Origin of the sequence: Sphingobium sp. YBL2, from assembly GCF_000943805.1 — a bacterium.
In the GTDB taxonomy this organism is placed as follows: Bacteria; Pseudomonadota; Alphaproteobacteria; order Sphingomonadales; family Sphingomonadaceae; genus Sphingobium; species Sphingobium fuliginis.
Genome location: NZ_CP010954.1, coordinates 382,151 through 405,482, shown reverse-complemented (window position 1 = coordinate 405,482; position 23,332 = coordinate 382,151). Strand labels below are relative to the sequence as shown.

The following is a 23,332-nucleotide window of genomic DNA, read 5'->3' as shown; positions in this document are numbered from 1 at the left end:
CGAATTCGCTTGATCGCCCCATATCGTTCATCTCAGGAAGCGATCGCGGTGCGCGCGGTCGAGGTGTCGAGCCCGCGATCCAGAATCAGGGATAGCAGCGCCGGATCACGAAGCGCCAGCGCATCCAAGCTCTGCACGTCAAGCGGGGCATTGGCCACGATGGGAGCAGTCAAGCGCTCGCCCCCGACAAATTCTCGGGTGGAGAGCTGCCCCTTGAGCAGAGGAACGGCGAAAAACACGTCATCAGCCGTCAGTATTTCCCCGGCGGAAAGATCGCGCTTCGCGTAAACGCCCCGCACCAGTGCATCGAGGTAACGGCGCTCGCCCTCCGGTACGGCCCGCCGTTCAGCGGAACCGCCGCCGCACATTTCCTGCGCCTTCTTCATGGCGCGGAACCAGATATTGGCCTGTTCGGGCTTGGTGCAATAGGGGCTGACGGGCACGCCTTCATAGTCGATGTCGATATGACGCTCGAAGGTGCGGGCACCCTTGCCGTAGGCGATCAGAGTGGAATCCCACCAGTCGCGATATTCATGGGTCGAATATCCGATCACGATGCCGGGATAGCGTGCCTTCAGGAAGTCGATCTGATCGAGTTCGAGGTCGCCGTCTTCGGAGGGATAAAGCGACACGCAATGATTGAGCGCGAACGGAATGTTGCGCGAGGTGAAAAAGGCGACGAGCTCGTCGATATGTTCGAGGCTGGCACCGCCGGTCGAGGCGATGACGGGCAGTCCGGTCGACGCCATCTTCTGCAACAGGGTCTTGTCGCGAACGTCCGAGCTGGCAATCTTGAGGATTTCCACGCCGAACTCGACGCATTTATCGACGGAAACTTCATCGAACGGCGTGACCATCGTGACCATGCCACAGTCGCGCACGGTCTCCACCATCAGTCGCAGATTTTCCCATGGCATCTGTGTATCGAGCGTCTTCTTGATATAGCGGATATCGGCCCGGTCACGGAAATCAGGATGGACAAAATTGTCGACGTCGCGGAACTGCAGCTTGATCGCGGCGTGGACATTGTTGAATTTCACCACGCGCGAGAAATCGCGGATGATCTTCAGGCCACGCTCAAGCTTGCCCCAGTGATTATTGGCCAGTTCAAGTACGAACAGGTCGCTGAAAATGGACTCAGTCACGAAAATTCCCCCGCCCCAAGCGGCCGCTGTCACAGTCGCAAGGCTTAGTTATTAACATAATTCCTTAAAAAAGCCTCTATGGTTTCCGCCACATATTCCAGGTGGAGTTCCCCCAGTCCGGGATAAAGGCCGATCCAAAAGGTGCTTTCGGTCACGAAATTCGCATTGTCGAGAGAGCCGACGACGCGATAATTCCGCCCGCGCATATAGGGCTGGCGGATGAGATTGCCACCGAACAGGAGCCGCGTACCAACGCGGTGCGCATCAAGGTGTCGCACCAGCTCATCGCGCGTAAAAGGCGCGCTCTGACGGATGGTGATCGGATATCCGAACCAAGAAGGCTCGCTATCCGGCGTGGCTTCCGGCAGGATGAATGCGTCTTCGAAAGGCTTCAGAAGCTGTGTGAGCAAATCGAAATTGCGCCGCCGGGCCGTTATGAAACCCTCAAGGCGGTCAAGCTGAGCCAGGCCGACGGCCGCCTGCATGTCGGTAATCTTCAGATTATAACCGCAATGGCTGTAGGTATATTTATGATCATAGCCCATCGGCAGATCACCAAGCCTGCGGCAGAAGCGCTTGCCGCATGTATTGTCCATACCTGGGGCGCACCAGCAATCCCGTCCCCAATCGCGCATCGATTCGATAACGCGCTTGAGCCGTGGCTTGTCCGTGAAGACCGCTCCCCCTTCGCCCATGGTGATGTGATGGGCGGGATAGAAACTCAACGTTCCGATGTCGCCGAAAGTGCCGACATTCTGCCCGCCATAGGTGGCGCCGAGCGCATCGCAGCAATCCTCGACGACCCAGAGATCATATTTCTCCGCGACCCGCATCACCTCGCTCAGATCGAAGGGGTTGCCGAGCGTGTGGGCGATCATGATGGCGCGGGTCCGGTCGGACACCGCGGCCTCGATCGCGTCGGGCTTGATATTATAGGTCGGGATATCGACGTCGACGAATACCGGAACCAGCCCATATTGCAGTGCCGGATTTACGGTGGTCGGAAAACCGGTTGCGACTGTAATCACCTCGTCGCCGGGTTTGAGCGCATCTCCCCTGAGATAGTGAGAGCATAGCGATGACAATGCCAACAGATTGGCCGAGGAACCGGAATTGGTCGTCAGCGCATGCTGGACACCGATGCGTGCCGCAAGCTTTTCCTCGAACGCGGCGTTGAAGCGGCCGGTCGTCAGCCAGAAATCCAGCGATGAGTCGACGAGAGCCTGCATGTCTTCCGCACCATAAACCTTGCCGGAAACCGGCACAGGGCTTTCGCCGGGGACGAAGGTCTGCGGGGCATGGTGGCGGCGGGCATATTCCCCAACGAGATCGAGGATAAGATGGCGCAGTTGCGCCTCATCCGACTGTTCGGCCAAGGCCTGCAGTTGCGAAGCTCCAGGTATATCGTTCACGCCCATTGGTCCTCGCTCGTCCGCACAGTTCCGCACGCCATATATTCGTCGATCTGAAGCAGGCTGATTTCGCGGGCATCTCCCCCGCGCGCCACGTCCTTATGCCAATCCACTATTTTGGTTAATGCTTGGTTTAGGCTAAGTTTCGGCTTCCAGCCTAGTTCGTTGCGCGCTTTGCTCGAATCCAATTTCAGCATGGCCGCTTCATGCGGTTGAGGAGTGGAGGGTTGGTCCCATCCATTTGACGAACCCCAAACGGCAAGCATCCGCTCGACGATCCAACTCACAGGGCGGGCATCATCGTCGGAAGGACCGAAATTCCAGGCTGTCGCCATATCGTCGCGGCCCTCGATCAGCCGAGTTCCGATCGCGAGATAGCCGGACAATGCCTCCAGGACATGTTGCCAGGGCCGGATCGAGGCAGGATTACGGATCATCGGTCGTTCCCCCGCGCCTAGTGCGCGGATGATGTCCGGGATAAGGCGATCCTCCGCCCAGTCGCCGCCGCCGATCACGTTGCCGGCGCGTGCAGAGGCAATCTTTGGCCCGTCAGGGTAAGAGCGCCGATACGCTGCGATAGCGAGTTCCGCAGCTCCCTTGCTGCTGCTGTACGGATCGTAGCCGCCCATCGGATCATTTTCGCGATACGGCCAAACCCATTCGCGATTCTCATAGCATTTGTCTGTCGTGACACAAATTACGGCCCGGACGCTATCGCTGGTGCGGCAGGCTTCCAGTACATGCACCGTGCCCATAACGTTGGTCGCGTAGGTTTCTACCGGATTGGCGTATGAATAGCGGACCAGAGGCTGAGCAGCGAGGTGAAACACGATCTCCGGACGTGCAGCTTCGACCACTTTCGAGACCGTATGCATGTCGCGAATGTCGCCTTCGACATGGTTCACGAGATCGCGAAGATGCGTTTGTTCGAAGAAGCTGGGTCGGGTAGGTGGTGGCAGCGACAAACCCGTGACATGGGCTCCCAACCGATGCAGCCAAAGCGAAAGCCATCCGCCCTTGAAGCCCGTATGGCCGGTGACGAGTATGCGCCGACCGTTCCAAAAGGAGGCGGTCACCATCTTTTCCAAGGCGCACCCTGTTCCCAGAGCGATTCCAGATAGAGTTTGTCGCGAAGCGTATCCATCGGATGCCAGAAGCCATCATGACGATAAGCGACCAGTTCCCCGGTCGCCGCAAGATGCTCGAGCGGCTTTTGCTCCCAAATGGTTTCGGGGCCGTCGATCAGGTCGATCACCGACCTGTCCGCAACGAAAAAGCCGCCGTTGATCAGGCCGCCGTCTCCAGCCGGTTTTTCGCGGAAACTGCGCACCAGTTCGCCGTCAAACTCAATGGCTCCAAAGCGGCCCGGGGGCGCGACCGCAGTGATCGTCGCTCTCTTCCCATGACTGCGATGGAATGCGACGAGACTGGAGATATCGATATCGGCGACACCATCCCCATAGGTGAAGCAGAAAGGCTCCCCCTCAGTAAGATGGTTGGCTATACCCTTTAACCGCCCACCGGTCTGTGTGTCAGCCCCGGTGTCGACCAATGTGATCCGCCAGGGCTCGCTCCAGTTCTGATGGACCTCGACACTGTTCTTCTTCAGGTCGATGGTTACGTCGGCGGTATGAAGGAAATAATTCGCGAAATACTCCTTTATCATATAGCCCTTGTACCCGAGGCAGACGATAAAGTCGGTCACGCCTGCGGCCGAATAGATTTTCATGATGTGCCAGATGATCGGCATCCCGCCGATTTCGACCATTGGTTTGGGACGGATGGACGTTTCCTCGCCCAGCCGAGTGCCCAACCCTCCGGCAAGAATGACTGCTTGCATCAACCTACCCCCAGCGACGTCATGTTAGCGTCGGCCCCGCTATTTCTTAGCCACACATACAGATCATCACCACCAAAATTCATCATCTCGCGTCCCAGGGTGTTCGAAGGTCGGAGTGATCGCTTAGAATCGTCTTGCTTGCCAAGGGCGGTCCCAGCATCGCGCAGTCTCATGGCTCAAAATGGTTGAAGGCTGCGGCCTGATCACGCCAGGCACGTCATCGAGCGCGGCGAAATATGTTGCTCTGCTGGAACTCTGCCGCAGGTAAGCGACCTGATATATGGATGTCGCCATGTTGCAATAAACCTGCGGCGAAGGCTTGTTCATCGCAGCCCGCGCGATTTCGACCATCCCCGTCACTGACCCCAGCAACAGCATGCCCGCCATGATGATCGCGGGTCGACGGAATGTGCGGTCAGTGGCCGCGCGATCAAAGGCCCGGGATATCTGGACCGCCAGGATAGCAAGCGCCGGGATGGAGGTCCGCATCGTAAAATCCGTCCCTTCGCCCAGTTGCACCAAGGGCATGAGCAGGAGGCAAGCCGCTACCAGCAGCAAGGTCGCTCGCTCGCCGGTACTCGGACTACCGATCAACGCGGCTCCTGCAACAAAGGGTATGACCTCGAGCAATTCAAACAGCATGTAGGGAAGGGGCGGGAGAGATATGATCCGCAGACCGACCTCGCCGCTGCCTGCTCCGAGATAGAGTATGGCGGGTAGGGTGAGAAGTGTGGTGATTGCTGGGCGCAGGACATCATTGACCCGGAGTTCACGTTTCCACAGGGTCACGACCCCGGCATAGGCGGCAAAGGGAAGGATGCCCATAACGGCAAGTGGAGACATTAGCATCAGCAGCGGCACAGGCGCATACATCTGTCCGAGCGAAATCCGCTTCTCCCGCCATAGAAGAAACAGCACTGCACCCAACCAGCCGGACAGCGCGTGCATCGGAACCCAGAATGCCTGCGTGATGTGCGAAGAATATTGGGTTATCCCCCACTGCTCGATATGGTCTGGGAAAGGATGCCCATTCGCATGCCATTGGAGCCACTGGCCGATAACATCCATGCCGCTGAAGAAGATAACGATTACTAGAGCTCGAGCGCGTGCATGCGATGTCGTGAACAGCATCGATCCAAGGCCAAAGATCAGCGTGAGAAAAAGGCTGTTCTGGATGAGCAGAGCCAGATCGGCTGTTGCGAGACCGAACGCCTTGGCTGCGACTGCCGGGAGAAGGTACATGCCGAGCGGTGCACGCAGGAGTTCGATATGGTTATCGAACCGATAGGCGAACGGCCAAGGATAGACGGCGAGGTCGCGTAAGACAGAATCACGTACCTGCCAATCGGGGCTGGCGTAGAAAAAGCGGCCTTCGCCACCGAGAATGAAGATGGCCAGCGCGACCAAAGCCAGGAGAAACATCCTCCGCCAGGTGGGGGTTTGGCTAGCCTCCATATCCGCATGACTGTGCGATAGCTGCTGCATCCTTGTCATGGACCAGGACATAAATCCGACAAGCAGAATGCCCATTGCATAGAGCCAGTTTGGGAAAATTCCCAAAAATCGCCAAAGTAGAAGATTTTGGAATCCTAAAATCGTTATAATAATTGAAAGCATAAACCCCGGGCCGATCCGCCTTGAGCGGTTCTGCAAGGTAAGCAGTGTCAGAAGGCGTTCTGTGCCGCTTTTCCAAGGGGAACAGTGATCCCTAGCAATTGCGCCGACCCCGCCCGTTGAATGCCCTGTCATAGGCTTATGTGTCCCCCATCCGTGGCTCATCGCCAATCCAGCGCAACCCCCATTTGCGCAGCAAATGATTTATAATCAACTTCGTGCAAGTAAATGCCAAAGCGTTTGCGTCGAGAGCATGATTTCTGTCCGATATCATTCCACCCCCCGCCAGAGCCAGGCGCGAGACAAACCAGAACTACTGGCGGGCCGCCGCGCGTCTCCAGTGGTCTGGTGGTGGGCCCTGCTTCTGGCTCTGCGCCTCGTATCGCGGCATAAGCTGCCGCGCGCCAGCAATAATTTGCCATCCTAGGGGGCAAAGGAAGCGCGGCTTCGCGCGATAACACCGTACGCTGACCATTATTGTTCTTCCATGCCGCAACGGGGATCGGGACAGAAACGGCGCTTCTTCGGTGTCGCCTTGTCGGCGCTGTGTTTCGCAGCCATTTGCTCGCCGGTGATGGCGCAGGATGAAGGAACGAGCGCGTTGACCTTGTCGGGCGGCTTCGACCTTATCGAAATGCGGATGGGGAAGGGGGACGATGCCTTTCTTCTCGACGGCACCTTTTCCTACGGCGGTGCGACCGATCAGGTCATGCTGGTGACCCAGGGAGGCGGAGCGCTGGGCGGCCAGATCGATGAGGTGCAGGCCCGCCTCTTCTTTGGACATACGGTGGGAAACACGACGTGGCTGGCGGGTGTGCGGAAGGATTTCAAACCCCATCCGCGCGACCTCCACGCCGCGATCGGAGTGCAGGGCACAGTGGGCTCGCGCCTTAGCTGGGAGAGCTACCTCTTCCTCTCGGACGATGCGCAACTGACCGGTGAAGGGCAACTCATCTACCAGTTGCCGATCACGGGGCGGCTCTATCTCGAACCACGCGTGGCGGTCGGATGGTCCGCGCAGGGCGCGGCAGGGCAGGGCGTGGCTTCCGGCCTCACCGAAGGCGAAGGGACGCTCCGCCTCCGCTATCGGCTGACGCCCAAGATCAATATCTATACAGCGGTGGTCCATGAACGATTGCTTGGCGGCACCCGTCGGCTGGCGCGTCAATCGGGCGATGCGTTGCAGTCGACCATGGCGGTGATCGGGTTCGGCTTCAGCCTGTGACTTTTCAGATCTGCCAAGATTCGGTCTGTCGGCGTGTCGCGAGCCTATTCGTGGCGAGCTCAACCGGCGCCGGATGGTAATTTTCGGCAGGGGGCACGAGCCTGCCGCAACGGCTGTAGGCGATCAGGGAAGCAGTCGGCCGACTACTCCGCACCGCCAAACAGGCGCTCGATCGGAAAGCCGTCGCGCATGATTGGAGAACCCAGAACGATATAGCTGAAATATTTCTCGATGCCCGCGTCGCTCTCCAGCAGCCCCTCGATGATGCGCTGATAATGGCTGACGCTGCGGGCGACGACCTTCAGGAAATAGTCATAGCCTCCGCTGACATGGTGGCACTCGACGATTTCGCATACTTCCCTCGCTCGCGCGAGGAAGCGCCCGAAATCGGCAACGCGGTGATCGGCCAATGTCACCTCGGTGAACACCATCAGGTAATCGCCCATTTTCTCCAGCGCGACCCGCGCACCGTAGGATTTTATGTAACCTGCATCCTCCAGCCTCTTCAGCCGGCTGAGACATGGACTGGCGGACAAGCCGATGGCGTTCGCCAGACCGACGTTCGTGACGCGACCCTGTTCCTGGAGATAGGACAATATCTTGAAATCCAACCGGTCCAGTTTTTCCATTGCACGCTCCACCCGCGCGATCCGCGCGGCCGATGCTATGATTTTTCGGTCGGCAGAATCCATCGGCTCTATACGTCCAAGCCTGATATTTAGATTGTACAAAGCTCCTGAACCGCAGAATCTTTGGCGGCATTACCGCATGATGGACAGGCAGACCCCTTGGCCTGCCGAAAGCAGATGGGACGGGGAAACAGACCAGCGAAATGAAGCTCGACCGGATCGATATCAAAATTCTCCGCAAGCTGCAGACGAGCGGCCGCATCAGCAATGTCGATCTGGCGGAAGCGGTGGGACTGTCGGCCAGTCCCTGTCTGGCAAGGATCAAGAAGCTCGAGGCGGCGGGGATCGTGATCGGCTATAACGCCCATTTCGATCTCGCTAAGCTTGGCGATTTCGTCACCGCTTATGTGCAGGTGATCTTGAAAAACCATCGGCGGGCGGAGGCGGAGCGGTTCGAAAGGGCCGTCTTGCGTATAGCCGAGGTGGTCGAGTTCCACATGGTGAACGGCAAATTCGATTATCTGGTGAAAATCGTTGCTCAGGGCTATGATGGGCCGGCGCGAATTCTGGAACAGATATGGCAAGCGGATCTCGGCATCCAAAGCTATTCCATATTCATCGTTTCCAGCACGCCGATCCGCAATTCGTCGCTGCCGCTTAGCGATTGATCTTTGGTGAAGGCGCCAAAAATTGGAAGAATTCGCTTCGGACAATTTAATGCACAGCGGAAATTATCGATAGAGAGACGCTATTCATCAGGCCCTTCAACGACAGCAAAGGTACGGCCCGGTGTTCAGACCCAAATTTATCAGCTTTGACTGCTATGGAACGATGATAAACTTCATCATGGGGCCGACCGCGCGCGAAATTTTTGCCGATCGGGTAGACCCATCGGAAATGGAGCCCTTCCTGGCATCCTTTCGCGCCTATCGCCTTGACGAGGTTCTTGGTGCCTGGAAGCCTTTCCATGATGTCGTCGCCAATTCGATCGAGCGTACGTGTCGGAAGCACGGCGTCATTTTCGAAGCCAAGGATGCGCAGGCTTTATACGATGCCGTTCCGACGTGGCAACCGCACCCGGACGTTCCGGGTCCGCTGTCGCGAATCGCCGATCATTATCCGCTGGTCATCCTGTCCAATAGCATGGTGGACCTGATCCCACACAGCGCCCGCAACATCGGCGTGCCCTTCCACGCTGTTCTGACGGCGGAGGAGGCGGGTGCCTACAAGCCGCTCATGCGGCCCTTCGAATATATGTTCGACCGCCTGGGCTGTTCGCCTGAAGTTATGATGCATGTGTCATCGAGCCCGCGCTACGATCTGATGACCGCCGATGATCTTGGATTTGGCGCGAAGGTCTTTGTCGATCGCGGGCATGAGCCGCCGACAGAACATTATGGTCTCACCCGCATTCGCGATTTCAACGATCTGCCGGCATTGCTGGGACTTTGAGATCGTGGGTGCGGATGGCCGGCCATTTCAACTTCGCTGAATAGAGGAATTGCCGTCGCCGTGAAAAGGACCATCAAGCTGGACGCGACCGACCTGCGAATCATGGCCGTTCTCGAAAGGAATGGCCGTATCACCAATTCTGCCTTGGCGGAGAAGGTGGGTCTGTCGCCCAGCCCTTGCCTGACGCGGGTGGATCGCCTTGAAGCGGCGGGCTACATCACCGGCTATGGCGCACGTATCAATCTTGCGGCGATCGGCGAACTGGTCACGGTATTCGCGGAGATTACCTTGCATGACCGGCGTATGGGAACGGTGTCGCGCTTCGAGCAGAAGCTGAAGACTATCGACGAACTTCAGGAATGCGCGCGCATCAGCGGCGATTGCGATTATATATTGAAGTTCGTGACCCGGTCAGTGTCGCATTATTCCCAAACGATCATGAAGATCGTCGAGGAAAGCGGTCTGGTCGACCGCTATTTCAGTTATTTCGTCGTGCGCAGTTTCGAGGTCGGGCAACGCGGATTCCTCGATCTCGTCCAATCGGCGGACTGACATGGGCATAAAGATGCTCGAGGCGGTTCAAATCGCAGCCTGATCGATCGGCACTCCGCACGAATTCGGCACATTTTACGGCAGCATGTCCCTCATAGCATGCCAGCATGCGGAACGTCGAAATCTATCGGATTGCGCAGGAAATACCATCGCGGCTCGATCAACATGGGGCGAAATATGCTACTCGATCCGACGCTTACCACCCAGCCGCCCCAACTCGGCGCGCAGGATGCAGAAGACCTGGCGCGAAACATCTTCGGCAAGGCGCTCCATGCCGTTGAACTGAGTGGAGAAAGGGATCGCAACTTCAGGATGACCGCCCCCGACGGCAGCCAGTTCCTCCTGAAGATATCGAACCCCGCCGAAGCGCGCGAAATCGTGCATCTGCAAAATGCTGTGCTCAATCATCTCAAGGAGGCGGAGCCTTCATTGCCCGTGCCACATCCAGTGGCGGCCCTCGACGGGCGGTATCACACGGACATATCCTTGGCCGACGGTCGCGCTTCGATCCTTCGGATGCTGACATTCCTGCCGGGCACGCCGCTTGTCGCCTCGCCCAGGACGACGGCGCTGCGTCAGGCGCTGGGCCGCTGTCTCGCCGCGCTCGATCAGGCCCTTCATGACTTTGTCCATCCGGCGGCAGAACATGATTTGCTCTGGAACGTGGCGGCCGCGCATCGCCTTGCCGGGATGATCGACAGCATTGCCGACCCGGCGCGGCGCGTGCTCGTCCGGCGCTTCATGGATCATTATGAGGCAAACACACTGCCGGCACTCACCAAGCTGCGCGCGCAGGTGATCCATAATGATTTCAACCTTGGCAATGTGCTGGTCCGACCGGACCGCACCGACGAGGTGGCGGCTATCATCGATTTTGGCGATGTGATCCACGGGCCGCTCGTGGGCGAGATCGCGACTGCCGCTGCCTATCAACTGGTGGACGGTCCCGACCCGCTTCGGAATGCAGCGGAAATGATCGGCGCCTATCACGATCGGCTGCAGCTGGAGCCGGCGGAGCAGACCGTGATGCTGGACCTGGTGATGGCGCGGCTTGTTATCACGGTGCTCATCACCGAATGGCGCGCGACACGTTACCCCGAAAATCGCGCCTATATCATGCGTAATAACGGTCTCGCATGGGCGGGCCTCGACCATATCGACCAGCTGCCTCGTGCCGAGGCCAGCCGCCGTTTGCTTCAATTCTGCCAGTCAGGAGACAATGAATGACCTTCGTGGACGTGTCCTCCGTAAACGCCTTCATCCCCGGGCAAGTCGAACTCGATGCACATGAGGCGCGGATGATCGAACAGCGTGACCGACTGCTTGGGCCCGCTTATCGGTTGATGTACCAAAAGCCGCTCCATTTCGTCCGTGGCGAGGGTGTGTGGCTCTACGACCCCGATGGACGGCGCTATCTCGATACCTACAACAATGTCGTGTCGCTCGGCCATTGCCATCCTGATGTCGTAGAAGCGATCACCCGACAGGTGGCGACGCTATGCACAAACACGCGCTATCTGCACGAAACCATCCTTGAGCTCGCCGACAGTCTTCTTTCGACCGTGGAGGGCGATTTGTCGCATATGATGCTGACCGGCTCAGGCAGCGAAGCGAACGATCTTGCCTATCGCATCGCGCAGGTTCGCACTGGCGGAACCGGTGTCATCATCACTGAGACCGCCTATCATGGCATAACCGACGCGGTTTCGAAATTCTCTCCGACATTGGGTGAGGGCGTTCCGCTGGGGATGCATGTGCGCACCGTTCCCGCGCCAGCGGCCTATCGTACCGGTCCCAATGTCGGCGAACGCTTCGCGCGCGACGTGGAGTCGGCGATCGCCGATATGAAGAGGCACGGTATCCGGCCTGCCATGCTCATCGTGGATTCGCTTTTCACGAGTGACGGCATCCTTCCCGAAGAGCCCGGATTCCTGAAGGGTGCAGTCGAGGCGATCCGCAAAGCCGGCGGCATTTTCGTCGCCGACGAGGTGCAGCCGGGCTTCGGCCGGACCGGAAGCCATATGTGGGGGTTCCAGCGGCATGGCATTGATCCCGACATCGTGACGCTTGGCAAGCCCATGGGCAACGGACAGCCGATTGCCGGTCTGTTGACCCGGCATGACGTGGTTGAGGAGTTCGGGCGCAGTTCCCGCTATTTCAACACGTTCGCGGGCAACGCGGTTTCCTGCGCAGCAGCGGCGGCGGTGCTCAAGGTCATCAAGCGCGACCATATCATGGACAACGCTTGTGATGTCGGGGCTTATCTCCTGAGCCGAGTCGAGGCCTTGCGGGAGCGGCACGCTTGCCTCGGGCATGTGCGCGGCGCTGGCCTTTTCGTTGCCGCCGATATCGTGACGGACCAGGAGAGCCAGGCGAGCGACCGTGCCCGAACAACCCAGGTCGTGAATGCCATGCGTGAGAACGGCGTGCTGATCAGCGCGTGCGGCGCGGATCACAACATCCTCAAGATCCGTCCGCCGTTGATCTTCAGCCGGGAGAATGTCGATCTGTTCGTCGATGTGCTGGACAAGGCGCTGGAGCTTTAAAATGCCGAAGGGGCGGCAAACCCCTCCGGTTCCGACTTGCCTGTCGTGCTTTCAATAGCCTGTGCTGCGTTCTACCTTGCCTTCCATCGCTGTTCCCGCCCGATGGCGGCGGATATTGGCGATGAGGGCGTGGGCGGCGCTGTCCGCGCGCGTCATGCTCGCGACATGCGGGGTGAGCAGAATGCGGGGATGACTCCAGATAGGGTGGCCTGTCGGCAACGGTTCGGGATCGGTGACGTCAAGCGAGGCTGCGGAGATATGGCCTTCATCGAGCAAGGCCAGCAGATCCTCTGTCACGAGATGGCCGCCACGCGCGGCGTTGATGAGCGACGCGCCCCGGGGCAGTTGCAAGAGCAGGTCGCGGCACAGGATGCCGCGCGTTTCCGGCGTCAGCGGGAGAAGGCACAAGAGAATGTCGCATTCGGCGAGGAAGTCACCAAGCCCCGTCGTGCCGGCATGACATGTCACGCCCGCCAGCCGATGCAGTGAACGGCTCCAGCCCGATAGCGCAAAGCCAAATGGGCGTAACGCTTCGAGCACAGCCTGACCCAATTGGCCCAGGCCCATGACCCCGACGCGACGATGCTGCGCCGGAACGAGCTTGATCGGTGACCAGCGCTCTTCCCGCTGGGCTTCCCGGTAGGCGATAACGTCGCGGTGTAGCATCAGAACCGCCATCGTCGCATATTCCACCATGCCCGCCACGATCCCGGGCTCAATCATCCGCACCACGTCAATATGGGGCGGCAGACCGTCCATGTTGAATTGGTCGACCCCGGCACCGATCGAGAAGAGAACTTCCAGATTGGGAAGGCTCGCGATCAGTTCCGCCGAGGGACTCCAGGCGACCAGATAGCGGATGGCGCTCGGATCGTAGCTTTCGGGCGGCTCGACAAAGGCAATGTCGGCCGCTTCCCGCGCGAAAATGTCACGCAAGACCCGGCCGCGCGCAGGATCGGAGGTGTAGAGCAGGGTCATGTCGGAACCTTTCGAGGAGCGCGGCGGCGCTGAGTTGCAACGTGCCACCACATGAGCGGGCCGGTGAGCGCCAGCGCGATTAGGGAGAGGGCGACGAGTAGCCAGAGAGCGGAGCCGGTAAGGCCTATGAACTCGCCGGTATGAATGGGAAGCAGGACCATCCAGAGCGCGCGGCTGCGGGAGGCGGGCATGGCACTCAAGATGTGGGGAGACGGCAAGGCCACCGCGACGCCATCGACCGCGCGCCCATTCCGTTCCGGCGCATGGAAATTGACGGTCAGCCTGTCACCACCGACCCTTATGTCACGGAGCGCGGCGCCGGGGAAAATGCCTTGCGCGAGGGTCACACTCCGATCGATCTGAAGAGCCGATATATTCGCCGGCGGAACGGAAACCCCGCTCCCGGCCAAATCCGGAAAAACGAGCAGGAAACCCGTGCAAGAGATGAGAATGAGAAAGCCGCTGGCGATAACACCCAGGGTCCGATGCACCTGCCGCAGGACGAGGCGAGGCGAAAGCCTCCATCGAATTGCCAGCGCCTTGGCGGGATTGCGCCTGGGCCACCAATAACCAACTCCGCTCACCGCCATGATCGCCAGCGCCAGCCCGTTGAGTGCGATCACCATCATCCCGGCTCGGCCGGTGAGAAGGCGGTAATGAATCTGTAGCGCCGCTTCGAGCGGGAAGCAGGTCAGGTCGCCGGCCCGCAGCACCGCGCCGCCGGCCGGGTCGATCGAGGCATAGGTGCGGCGGCCATCCGCATCGGACATATGGGCGAACCATGTGGCGCGGTCGGAGTCCGGGGCGAACAGACGGATGAGATGCGTGCCAGGCATTGCGCTGTTGGCGGCGCGTGCCGCCTCTCCCGCTGAAATAAGCGCAGCTCTTCCCCGGCTGGTCTGGCCCGCGGGATCGAGCAGGCGCTCAATAGGTCCACGATAGAGGAGCAGCGCGCCAGTGAGCGCCTGAACGAGCAGGAAAAGTGCCATGGTCAGGCCGGCATAGCGATGAAGGCGAAGCCATTGCAGCCGGGACATGATATGCCTGTGTTAAAAAGGGGCAATGCCAGGCCGCCGGCACGAAAATGCCGGCGGCCTGGCATTGCATCAGAAGTTGAAGCTCGCGCGGACGGTGAACTGTCGCGGCGTACCCGGCGCGACCCACAATGCCGCATAGGAGCTGGCATAATATTTCTTGTTGAAGAGGTTGTTCACATCCGCCGACAGCTTGATCTGGTCGGTGATGTTGAACGATCCCAGCACCTTGGCGATGGTGTAGCTAGGCAGGAAGAAGGTCGTCGCTGTCTCCCCCAGCCGCCTGCCGACGTGGTTGACGCCCGCACCCAGCATCGCCTCATGGTCCCCGATCGAGAAATTCTTGAACAGCAGCGCATTGCCCTGATGCTTGGGAATGTTGATGAGCGGATCGCCTTTGAGGATCTGGAAGCCGAAATTGGGATCGAGCGCGTTGGTCGCCCACTCCGCATCGGTATAGGCATAGGTCAGGAACAGCTCGAACCCGGCGGGCAGCTTGGCGTTGAGGTCAAACTCGATGCCCTTGCTCTTTGCCGACCCCACCGGCTTGGAAAAGCCCGCGTTGGCCGGGTCGGTCGTCAGTACATTATCCTTCTTCATCTTATAGAGCGACAGGGTGCTGGTGATGCGTCCGTCGGCCGTCATGAACTTGGCGCCAACTTCATAGGATTTGCTGATTTCCGGCGCGAAAGGATTGCCGTCGAAGCCCACGCCGCTGTTGGGACGGAAGCCCTTGCCATAGCTGGCGTAGAAGGACAGGCTACTCACCGGCTCGAACACGAGGCCGGCCATCGGGCTGAACTTGGTATAGGATTTGCGCGGATTGGTGTTGTTGAGGCGCAGATCTATATCCTGGCTGAAATCGTCATAGCGGCCGCCAAAGCGTATCTTGAACTGCTCGGTAATCTCGATCTGGTCCTGCGCGTAGATGCCCCAGGCCTTCTGGATTTCGGTCGCGTTCTGGATCACGGTTCCCGGCGTGGGCGCGGGAATGTTGTAGTTGGGGTTGAAAATGTCGATCGCATAGGACTGGTCGGAAGCGATCGGACGATAGCGGGTCTGGTAGGTCTTGATCTTGAAGCGATCCCAGTCCGCGCCGATGCGGATATTATGGACGATCGATCCCGTGTTGACCTTTCCGCTGAGCTCCCCGCGGAACACCATATGGGTGGTGCTGTAATCGCGATAACGGCGCTGGCGGGTCAAGGTGCGCCCGTCATTGTCGAGCCGCTGTCGGCTAAGCACCAGTTCCGGATCGCTGGAAAAGCCCTCGAACGTGGTGTCCTTGTAGCCCGCACCCAGCATCAGCGTCCAATCCGCGCTGAAATCATGCTGGTACTGCGCTTGATGGCCCAGCACCTCGACCTTGACCGGGCCGTCATTGGGATTGCCGAGGAACCGGCTGTTGGGGATAGCGCCCAGATTATAGCTGATAGAGCCGTTGGCGTTGACAGTCGGGATCGCCACCACGCCGCGCTCAAAAGGTACCTCCTGGTTCACATATTCCAGTTCATATGTGAAGATGTCGGCATCAGACAGCTTGGCCAGGAAGGACGGGGTGAGCGTATATTTCTGCGTGTTGACCGTGTCGCGGAAGCTTTCCGCCTGCTCGGACGACCCGTTGATCCGCACCGCGACGCTGTCCGACAGCGGCAGGTTATAGTCCGCTTCGACCCGGTATGTCTCCCAGCTACCTGCGGATATGGCGAAGCTGCCGCCTTCCTTGAAGGTCGGTTTCTTGGTCACGATGTTGACCGTGCCGCCCGGCTCGCCGCGCCCGAACAACGCCGAGTTGGGGCCTTTCAGAATCTCGATCCGTTCGACGTTCGACGCGTCGCGCGGACCGCCATAGCCACGTCCGCCGTTGAAGCCGTTGACCAGAAAGCCGCTCGGGAAATTCTCGTCGCCCGCAAAGCCGCGGATCGCGAAACTGTCCCAAAGGCCGCCAAAATTATTCTGGCGCGACACGCCGCTCGCCAGTTCGAGCGCGGTGTCGAGGCGGGTGATGTTGAGATCGTCGAGCAGTTTGCCTTCCAGGAACTGCACCGCCTGGGGAATTTCCTTGACCGGCGTATCGCCGAAATATTGCCGCTTGAGGCCGGTGACCACGATGGTGCTGTCGGAGGCCGGGTCTGCCGGCTCTTGCGCCAGAGCGGCGGGCGAAAGCGTGGCAGACAGGGCGATGGCGGCGGAGCCCGCGAGGAAGCCAAGGCGGCGGACCGATGACATGCGCATGATGTGTTCCCCTTATGAAATCGCTGTTCCCGATGTCCTGCGAAGTGGGGCTGGCTTTTTATGTCCGCACGGGCTTTGTCCTGCCTGTCGCGGAAGCCTTCGCCAGGGTGGTTCTTTCCACCTCTTGTTACAGATCAGGCTAGGCCGCGTTACGGAAATATTACGTCAAATTCATCGGGCCGGCCGGTGCAATATTGTGAATCGATGAACCCTCACGGCATGAACATGCGGGGCGGTCCGCACCTCATCTGCCCGGGTCAAAATTCCGATACGTCGATCTTTTCGCCGCCACTGAACCGGGAAAGGCGATAGGGTTTCGGGTCGACGATCGGGGTTTGACCCGACGCGATATCCGCAACCAGATGTCCGGCACCCGGACCGATGCCAAAGCCATGGCCGCTAAAGCCAGCAGCCAGAATGAAGCCGGGGATGTTCGGGATTTCGCCGATAACCGGAACGCCATCCGGTGTGCTGTCCACGAAGCCCGCCCAGGCCGCGACCATCGGCACCGAGCCCAGGGCAGGGATCAGGTCGGCTGCGCGCTCGATCGTCAGCCGCACCGTCTTGGGATCGGCGATCGGATCGAGGATACGCACCTTTTCCATCGGCGTGGGGCCATCGAGAGTCCAGCGCGTCATTCCCTCATGTCGACCGCGAAGGCCGTGCAGGCCGCCCGGAGACAGGCTGCGCCAGCGATTCTTGAACATCGGCAGGAACTTGCTCTGATAGCGAAGAAATTGCAGCGTGGGATCGACCTTCGCGCGGCCGCTGATCGCCAGCGTGTGGCAGCCATCGTCGCGCCGCGTGATGGACAGCGACTTGCTGTAGAATGCGTCAGGGAGGTTGAGACCGCTCGTGCCGACCGCCAGGATCGATTGGCGCACGGTTGCCTGCGGAAAATCCACGCCCAGCTGGCGCAGGAAGGACGATGCCCATGCGCCGCCTGCATGAATCACCAGCCGCGTACGGATCGTGCCGCGCTCGGTCACCACGCCGCTGACCGCGCCGCCGGCGGTTTCGATGCCCCGCGCCGCGCACGCCTGATGCACGCTGCTGCCCATGCGCATCAGCGCCCGTGCGACCGCCGGCACGGCCATGCCGGGATTGGCGATGCCGTCATTTTGCGAATGTACCCCCCCCTTCCAGCGTTCGCCGGTGAAGCGGGCGTGCTGGGTCGCCTCCTCGCTCGACAACATGCGCGTCTTGACGCCGACCGACCGGGCATATTCGCCCCAGCGCGCCCAGGTGTCGAGTTCCTCGTCATTATTGCTGACATAGAAGAGGCCGCAGCGGCGGAAGCCGGTATCTTCCCCCGTATCCTCGCCAAATGCCTGCCAAAGGTCGAGCGCCTTGGTCGCCAGCGGCAATTCACGCTCGTCGCGATTTTGCTGGCGGCACCAGCCCCAGTTGCGGCTCGATTGTTCGCCGCCGACCACGCCCTTTTCGACCAGCGCGACCTTGAAGCCGCGCTTGGCCAGATAATAGGAAGTGAAAGCGCCAATGATCCCGCCGCCGATCACGACAGCGTCTGCTTCGGCGGGAAGTTCGGGCGAGGATTCGATGAAACGCAACGGGGCGGGCATGGAACGGGGCCTCCAATGTTCGGACGGATCAGGCGAAGCCTAGAATGGACTTGATCTCGAGATATTCTTCAAAGCCAAAGGCGCCATATTCGCGGCCATTGCCGGATCGCTTATAGCCGCCAAAGGGTGCATGAGGGTCCCAGGCGGGATAGTTCAGATGCACCTGTCCCGTGCGGATGCGGCGGGCGACGGCGCGGGCCTGATCAAGGTCGGCACCCTGCACATGACCGCCAAGCCCGAAGATCGTGTCGTTGGCGATCGCGACCGCCTGATCGACATCGTCATAGGGGATGATCACGAGCACGGGCCCGAAAATCTCCTCCTGCGCGATGCGCATGGCGCTGTCGACGTCGGAGAAAATGGTCGGGCGCACGAAAAATCCCTGCTCCAGCCCTTCGGGCTGCCCCGGTCCACCGCAGACGAGCCGCGCGCCTTCTTCCATGCCGACCGCGATCATCGCCTGCACGCGCCGATATTGCGCGTGATTGGCGATCGGCCCCATGATCGTTTCCGCCTCGCTGGGCTGGCCGACGATGATCGACGCGACCGTCGCGCGGGCGATCGCCTCCACCTCGGCCAGCCGGTCGCGCGGCACGATCATGCGTGTGGGGGCGCTGCATGACTGACCGACATTGCGGAAGGCGGACATGACGCCGGGCGGGACCGCCTTTTCGAAATCGGTGTCGGGCAGCATCAGATTGGGTGATTTGCCGCCCAGTTCCTGCGTCACCCGCTTGACCGTGGGCGCGGCCGCCTGCGCCACCAGCACCCCGGCGCGGTTGGAACCGGTAATGGAGATCATGTCGATGCCGGGATGCGCCGCCATGGCCGCACCGACTTCGGCCCCGGTGCCGTTGACGAGGTTGAAGACACCGGCCGGCGCACCGGCGTCATGCACGATCTGCGCGAACATGAGTGCGCTCAAGGGCGACAACTCGCTGGGTTTCAGCACCACCGTGCATCCGGCGGCCAGCGCCGGCGCGACCTTCGCCGCGATCTGATAGAGCGGCCAGTTCCAGGGCGTGATCAGCCCACACACCCCTATCGGCTCCCGCACGATAGCGGTGGTGCCGCGCATCGTCAGGAAATCATAGTCGCGCAACACGTCGATCGCGGCCTGCACATGAGCGGCCGCCAGAGGGATATGGGCGGCGCGCGCATGACTGATCGTCGCACCCATTTCCAACACCAGCGCCTGTGCCAATATTTCCGCACGGTCGAGCATGAGCGCGTGGATGCGCTCCAGCAGCGCCAGGCGATCCGCGACGGCGGAAAGGGCGAAGGACGGGAAAGCTGCGCGGGCGGCGGCAACCGCACGGTCGAGGTCCGCCGCCGTGCCGGCAGCGACCTTGGCCACCACGTCGCCGGTGGAGGGGTTGACGACCGGCAGCATCTCGCCGGCGTTCACCGTAACCCACGCGCCGTCGATAAAGGCTTCTCCGCTGCGGGCGATCGCCTGGCTCAGTTTGTCCATGGTATCAACGGTCATTTCACAAGGTCCTGATAGCGGTAATAGGCTCCGACGAACGGCAGGAACCAGGGCTTGCCGAACTCACCCATGTGCATGTTCGCGCCCTTTTCGTAGAGCATCCCGCCAAAATAATGATCGGAGCCGATCTCGCCGCGCATGTCCGATCGCGGAACGAGCCTCGTTTCCGGATCGACCTCGCGGGCCAGCAGCTCCTGCGAACGGACGATCCTGTCATAATGTTCAGGCTTGGCGGCGAGCTTCAGCTTGCCGACGCGGACGAAATGGCAGTCGATGCCTTCCGCGGCAATGATGGACTCGACCTTGTCCACTCCCGCGTCGAAGGCACGGTAGAGCATATTGGCGCGCTCGCGGCCGAGCTTGCCGACCATGCCGGCATAATCCTGCGCGAAACCGTTGTTGCACATGCCCCCGTTGCGGCCCGACGCCGCCCCGGCGACCCGATCAGCCTCCAGCACGACGACCTTCGCGCCTTTCTTCGCCAGTGCCAGCGCGGCGGACAGGCCAGTGAACCCGGCGCCTACGACCGCGACATCCGTGGTCCCATGCGGGCCGCCGGGTGCACCGGAGGCGAAGGGCTTGGTCGTGTCGAGCCAATAGGATATCATCTTCATGCGGCTGTCTCGCCGCGCGGCATGGCCTTCATTTGCATCACCAGCCGCGCATCCGCGACCATGTGGCGGATATGGCATGGCCGCCATGCTCGATCACATTATAGGTCTCGTGCTGCGCGCCGGTCGCGCAGGCATGATTGGGTAGAATTCGCACGCGCGATCCGAGGGGCAGGTCGGGCAAGGCGGCGGTGCTGCCCTCGCGGAGCTTCAATATGCCATGTTCCTGGCTCGCATCCTCGACGATCAGATCGCCAAAGGGCATACCGTCAATATCGCAAACCAGCCCATAGCCCTGATCCACCGGATGCTTCTGCGTGCCCCGGTCGCGCGAGAGCGCCATCCAGCCGGCATCGATCAGGATCCAGCCCTTTTCGGGGCGGTGACCGATTACGGTCGCGACAACCGAAAGGGCGATGTCGTCGAGCGCGCAGACACCGATGCCGTGCATCACAAGGTCGAAGAACATGAAGACGCCGGCGCGGACTTCGGTCACGCCGTCAAGATTGCGCGCGAAATGGGCGGTCGGGGTCGATCCCACGCTGACCACCGGCGAGGCATGTCCCGCGGCGCGCAGCGCTTCAGCCGCGGCGACGGCGGCGGCCCGTTCTGCCTCGGCCGCTTCGGGAAGGCCCACGCCGCCGCGCGCGCCATAGGACTCGCCCGCATGGGTCAGAACGCCGGCCAGTGTCACGCCGCCATTTCGCAGACTGTCTGCCACCAGCAGCAAGGCCGGATCGTCCGGCGGAAGCCCGCCCCGATGGCCGTCGCAATCGATTTCGATCAGCACCTTGGGCATGGGTGCGCCATCCCGCGCGGCCTCGCCCAGTGCCTCGGCCTGATCGACCGAGTCGATCAGGACCGACAGGTCAATGCCGCGCGCCACCAGATCGCGTGTACGCCCGATCTTGTCCGGGCTGAGGCCCACCGCATAGCAGATGTCGGTAAAGCCGCCGGCGGCGAAATATTCGGCCTCCGCCAGCGTCGAGACGGTGATCGGCCCTTCGCCCGAGGGAAAGAGCCGCCGCGCCACGTCGATCGACTTGGCTGTCTTGACATGGGGGCGGAAGGTGACGCCAAGCACATCGAGCCGGCCGCGCAGCCGGGCGATGTTGCGATCGACCTTGGCGAGATCGAGCACGAGCGCCGGCGTTTCGATCGTGTCGACACGCTGGTCCGCGAGCGCCTGTTCCGATTGCATAACCGTATCGATCATCTCTTTCACCTCTTCAGCCGAGCGACTGGTTGGAGAGCGCGTATAACCGCACGCCATCCCGCGCCTCCGGGGGGGCGCCAAGCGCCATGCACAAGACTTCGCCCACCTGCGGCAGGCCCAGGCTTTCGATCCACGGGCCGAGCCCGCCGCTGCGATACACGTCGATGCGGACGAAATCGCCCACATGGCGGGCGGCGAGCGCGGCGATCAGCGCCTTCGCATCCTCGTCGCTGGGGGCCATGACCGGCCCGATCACTACGCCCCGGCCCCAACGGCGTACACAGCCATACCCCGCCGCCGCGCCGTCCCGCTCGATCACCAGCACCTCGGCCATGGCAAACAGTGCGTCGAGCAGGTTCGTGCGATCCATTCCCGCACCCGCGCGGTCCAGCTCCATCAATGTCGCGCGGTCGTCGGCAGTGGCGGGACGCAGTGGCAACGCTGGATCGAGCTCCGGCGTTTCAGCCAGCACCGCCTGATGCTGGATCACATTGTCGAAGGGCGTGAAACCCCGCTTGCGATAGAGCGCCTGTCCCTCGTCGGTGGAATTGAGGATGATGCGACGTCCCGCCGCGTCAGCGAGCAGGGCGTCCATCAGTCGCGCGCCGATCCCGCGCCGCTGCGCTTCGTCCGCCACGATGATCATACCCGCGGTGGCGAAGTCGTCGCCATAGGGCCACCAGAGCGCGGTGCCGACGAGGCGCCCGTTCATCTCGACACCGAACCCCCGGCCGAGATCGAACGCGAATGCCCAGTCCTCCGCACGGTAAGGCCATTGAACCGCCCGCGACAGGGCGAGCGCCTGGGGCAGATGATCGCGCGTCAGCGGCATTGCATCGCTCGTCACCGTCGTCTCGGGAAATATGTCGGTCATGTCGCCAGCCCCACGGAAATTATCGCGCGGGCGCGGCTGCGCGCGCGCAACCAACGCCCCCAAATATCAGTCTCGTCAGAGGAAAACCGGGTCATCACGCCATCATCCTCTGGCGGCACCTTCCAAAGGCGCCAAAACCGCCATCTTGCATGCAGCGATGACGACAAATAGCGCCGCCATCGCTTTCTTCATCAGGAGACCGGACGCTGGGTGGCGTAGATCTTCTTCACATATTGCTCGCTCAGCCACGCGCAACCATCGCCCCGAACAAACATGCACACGTCGCCCTTGCGGAACGTCACGCTGCCTTTGTCATTGCTGAAGCTGACCTCTCCCTCCAGCAGCAGCATCAGTTCGACCTGGCGATAGGGAATCTGTCGCCGATGATAAGGCGTCGAGTCCCAGATGCCGCAGACGAATTCGCTGTTCGCCGACAGATAATCGGTGTGGTTGCGGCAGGACGGAACGGGGCCGAGCAGATTTTCGGCCGCCGGCGGACCAGATGGCGTCATGTCGGCGTCCAGATCGATCGCGACCGGCGTCGTCTCGCTGCCCGGACCCTGTGCAGGGGCGGTATAGACGATCGCGAGCAGATCGTCTGAAGCCCGCCAGCCGAAGTTCGATCCAACTGGCAGCACCACGCCATTGTCGGGCAGAACCGTCAGCGTCCGCGCATCGCTCTCGATCTCGAGCTGGCCTTCCAGCACCAGCACGAACTCGTCCGCCGCCAGTCCTTCGACCCGGCCTTCACCCCTCAAGGAGACGGCCGACACCTGCGCCGCGTTGTCGGCGAAGGCCGGCGCCTTGCGGCCGGCGAACCAGTCCGTCGCGGGCGCCGTGCCCGCGGCATAGGCGCGCATGTCGACGACCGCATCAACCGCTTGCTCGATCATGGCG

General features: G+C 60.9%; 22 protein-coding genes. 6 read left to right on the top strand and 16 right to left on the bottom strand.

From position 1 onward, the window contains the following. Positions 1-32: 32 nt before the first annotated feature. From TZ53_RS01995 to TZ53_RS01975, 5 genes are all read right to left on the bottom strand, one after another. A complete protein-coding gene (locus tag TZ53_RS01995; RefSeq protein ID WP_197565231.1) occupies positions 33-1,178 on the bottom strand; it encodes an N-acetylneuraminate synthase family protein in 1,146 nt (381 codons plus the stop codon). A gap of 11 nt (positions 1,179-1,189) precedes the next feature. Further along, a complete protein-coding gene (gene rfbH, locus TZ53_RS01990; RefSeq protein WP_238320100.1) occupies positions 1,190-2,557 on the bottom strand; it encodes a lipopolysaccharide biosynthesis protein RfbH in 1,368 nt (455 codons plus the stop codon). After that, positions 2,554-3,636, bottom strand: coding sequence for a CDP-glucose 4,6-dehydratase (gene rfbG / locus TZ53_RS01985; RefSeq protein ID WP_084694298.1), 1,083 nt, complete (start codon positions 3,634-3,636; stop codon positions 2,554-2,556). The genes rfbH and rfbG overlap by 4 nt, the downstream gene beginning before the upstream one ends. Further along, complete coding sequence (gene rfbF, locus TZ53_RS01980; protein WP_044660256.1) at positions 3,630-4,397, bottom strand: glucose-1-phosphate cytidylyltransferase; 768 nt, start codon at positions 4,395-4,397, stop codon at positions 3,630-3,632. The genes rfbG and rfbF overlap by 7 nt, the downstream gene beginning before the upstream one ends. 123 nt (positions 4,398-4,520) lie before the next feature. Continuing rightward, complete coding sequence (locus TZ53_RS01975; protein ID WP_044660255.1) at positions 4,521-6,014, bottom strand: hypothetical protein; 1,494 nt, start codon at positions 6,012-6,014, stop codon at positions 4,521-4,523. A gap of 484 nt (positions 6,015-6,498) precedes the next feature. On the opposite strand from TZ53_RS01975, the gene TZ53_RS25490 reads away from it, so the two are divergent. After that, complete coding sequence (locus TZ53_RS25490; protein WP_052628068.1) at positions 6,499-7,236, top strand: copper resistance protein B; 738 nt, start codon at positions 6,499-6,501, stop codon at positions 7,234-7,236. Positions 7,237-7,379: 143 nt separating this feature from the next. Here the strand turns inward: TZ53_RS25490 and TZ53_RS01965 are convergent, their stop codons facing one another. Beyond that, positions 7,380-7,865 carry an Lrp/AsnC family transcriptional regulator gene (locus tag TZ53_RS01965; RefSeq protein ID WP_025548354.1) on the bottom strand — a complete coding sequence of 162 codons (486 nt, stop codon included), beginning with the start codon at positions 7,863-7,865 and terminating at the stop codon, positions 7,380-7,382. A 203-nt stretch (positions 7,866-8,068) separates the two neighbouring features. Between TZ53_RS01965 and TZ53_RS01960 the strand changes: the two genes are divergently transcribed. From TZ53_RS01960 to TZ53_RS01950, 3 genes are all read left to right on the top strand, one after another. Next, positions 8,069-8,533 (top strand): Lrp/AsnC family transcriptional regulator, encoded by a 465-nt coding sequence (locus tag TZ53_RS01960; protein ID WP_044660254.1) that lies wholly within the window; start codon positions 8,069-8,071, stop codon positions 8,531-8,533. A gap of 163 nt (positions 8,534-8,696) precedes the next feature. Further along, complete coding sequence (locus TZ53_RS01955; RefSeq protein ID WP_044660253.1) at positions 8,697-9,317, top strand: haloacid dehalogenase type II; 621 nt, start codon at positions 8,697-8,699, stop codon at positions 9,315-9,317. 60 nt (positions 9,318-9,377) lie between these two features. Continuing rightward, entirely contained in the window at positions 9,378-9,869 is a 492-nt protein-coding gene (locus tag TZ53_RS01950) for an Lrp/AsnC family transcriptional regulator (protein WP_238320099.1), read from the top strand. Between the two features lie 180 nt (positions 9,870-10,049). Here the strand turns inward: TZ53_RS01950 and TZ53_RS27420 are convergent, their stop codons facing one another. Next, positions 10,050-10,253, bottom strand: coding sequence for a hypothetical protein (locus tag TZ53_RS27420; protein WP_238320175.1), 204 nt, complete (start codon positions 10,251-10,253; stop codon positions 10,050-10,052). On the opposite strand from TZ53_RS27420, the gene TZ53_RS01945 reads away from it, so the two are divergent. Together TZ53_RS01945 and TZ53_RS01940 are read left to right on the top strand one after the other, a co-directional pair. Then, positions 10,182-11,096 carry a phosphotransferase gene (locus TZ53_RS01945; RefSeq protein ID WP_238320165.1) on the top strand — a complete coding sequence of 305 codons (915 nt, stop codon included), beginning with the start codon at positions 10,182-10,184 and terminating at the stop codon, positions 11,094-11,096. The two genes, TZ53_RS27420 and TZ53_RS01945, sit on opposite strands and share 72 nt — an antisense overlap. Further along, positions 11,093-12,415 (top strand): aspartate aminotransferase family protein, encoded by a 1,323-nt coding sequence (locus tag TZ53_RS01940; RefSeq protein ID WP_084694296.1) that lies wholly within the window; start codon positions 11,093-11,095, stop codon positions 12,413-12,415. The genes TZ53_RS01945 and TZ53_RS01940 overlap by 4 nt, the downstream gene beginning before the upstream one ends. A gap of 51 nt (positions 12,416-12,466) precedes the next feature. Here the strand turns inward: TZ53_RS01940 and TZ53_RS01935 are convergent, their stop codons facing one another. From TZ53_RS01935 to TZ53_RS01895, 9 genes are all read right to left on the bottom strand, one after another. Continuing rightward, positions 12,467-13,393, bottom strand: coding sequence for a 2-hydroxyacid dehydrogenase (locus TZ53_RS01935; protein WP_044660251.1), 927 nt, complete (start codon positions 13,391-13,393; stop codon positions 12,467-12,469). Next, on the bottom strand, positions 13,390-14,382 hold the full coding sequence (locus tag TZ53_RS01930) for a PepSY-associated TM helix domain-containing protein (RefSeq protein ID WP_238320164.1): 993 nt from the start codon (positions 14,380-14,382) through the stop codon (positions 13,390-13,392). Before TZ53_RS01930 ends, TZ53_RS01935 begins: the two co-directional genes overlap by 4 nt. 117 nt (positions 14,383-14,499) lie before the next feature. Then, complete coding sequence (locus tag TZ53_RS01925; protein WP_044660249.1) at positions 14,500-16,662, bottom strand: TonB-dependent siderophore receptor; 2,163 nt, start codon at positions 16,660-16,662, stop codon at positions 14,500-14,502. A 257-nt stretch (positions 16,663-16,919) separates the two neighbouring features. Further along, on the bottom strand, positions 16,920-18,233 hold the full coding sequence (locus tag TZ53_RS01920; protein ID WP_238320098.1) for an NAD(P)/FAD-dependent oxidoreductase: 1,314 nt from the start codon (positions 18,231-18,233) through the stop codon (positions 16,920-16,922). A 40-nt stretch (positions 18,234-18,273) separates the two neighbouring features. After that, positions 18,274-19,734 (bottom strand): aldehyde dehydrogenase family protein, encoded by a 1,461-nt coding sequence (locus TZ53_RS01915; protein ID WP_044660247.1) that lies wholly within the window; start codon positions 19,732-19,734, stop codon positions 18,274-18,276. Continuing rightward, on the bottom strand, positions 19,731-20,348 hold the full coding sequence (locus TZ53_RS01910; protein WP_272947348.1) for an NAD(P)/FAD-dependent oxidoreductase: 618 nt from the start codon (positions 20,346-20,348) through the stop codon (positions 19,731-19,733). The genes TZ53_RS01915 and TZ53_RS01910 overlap by 4 nt, the downstream gene beginning before the upstream one ends. 37 nt (positions 20,349-20,385) lie before the next feature. After that, a complete protein-coding gene (locus tag TZ53_RS01905) occupies positions 20,386-21,561 on the bottom strand; it encodes an alanine racemase (protein ID WP_044660246.1) in 1,176 nt (391 codons plus the stop codon). A gap of 13 nt (positions 21,562-21,574) precedes the next feature. After that, complete coding sequence (locus TZ53_RS01900; RefSeq protein WP_044662786.1) at positions 21,575-22,435, bottom strand: GNAT family N-acetyltransferase; 861 nt, start codon at positions 22,433-22,435, stop codon at positions 21,575-21,577. 191 nt (positions 22,436-22,626) lie between these two features. Next, a complete protein-coding gene (locus TZ53_RS01895) occupies positions 22,627-23,328 on the bottom strand; it encodes a cupin domain-containing protein (protein WP_044662785.1) in 702 nt (233 codons plus the stop codon). Between the last annotated feature and the right edge of the window lie 4 nt (positions 23,329-23,332).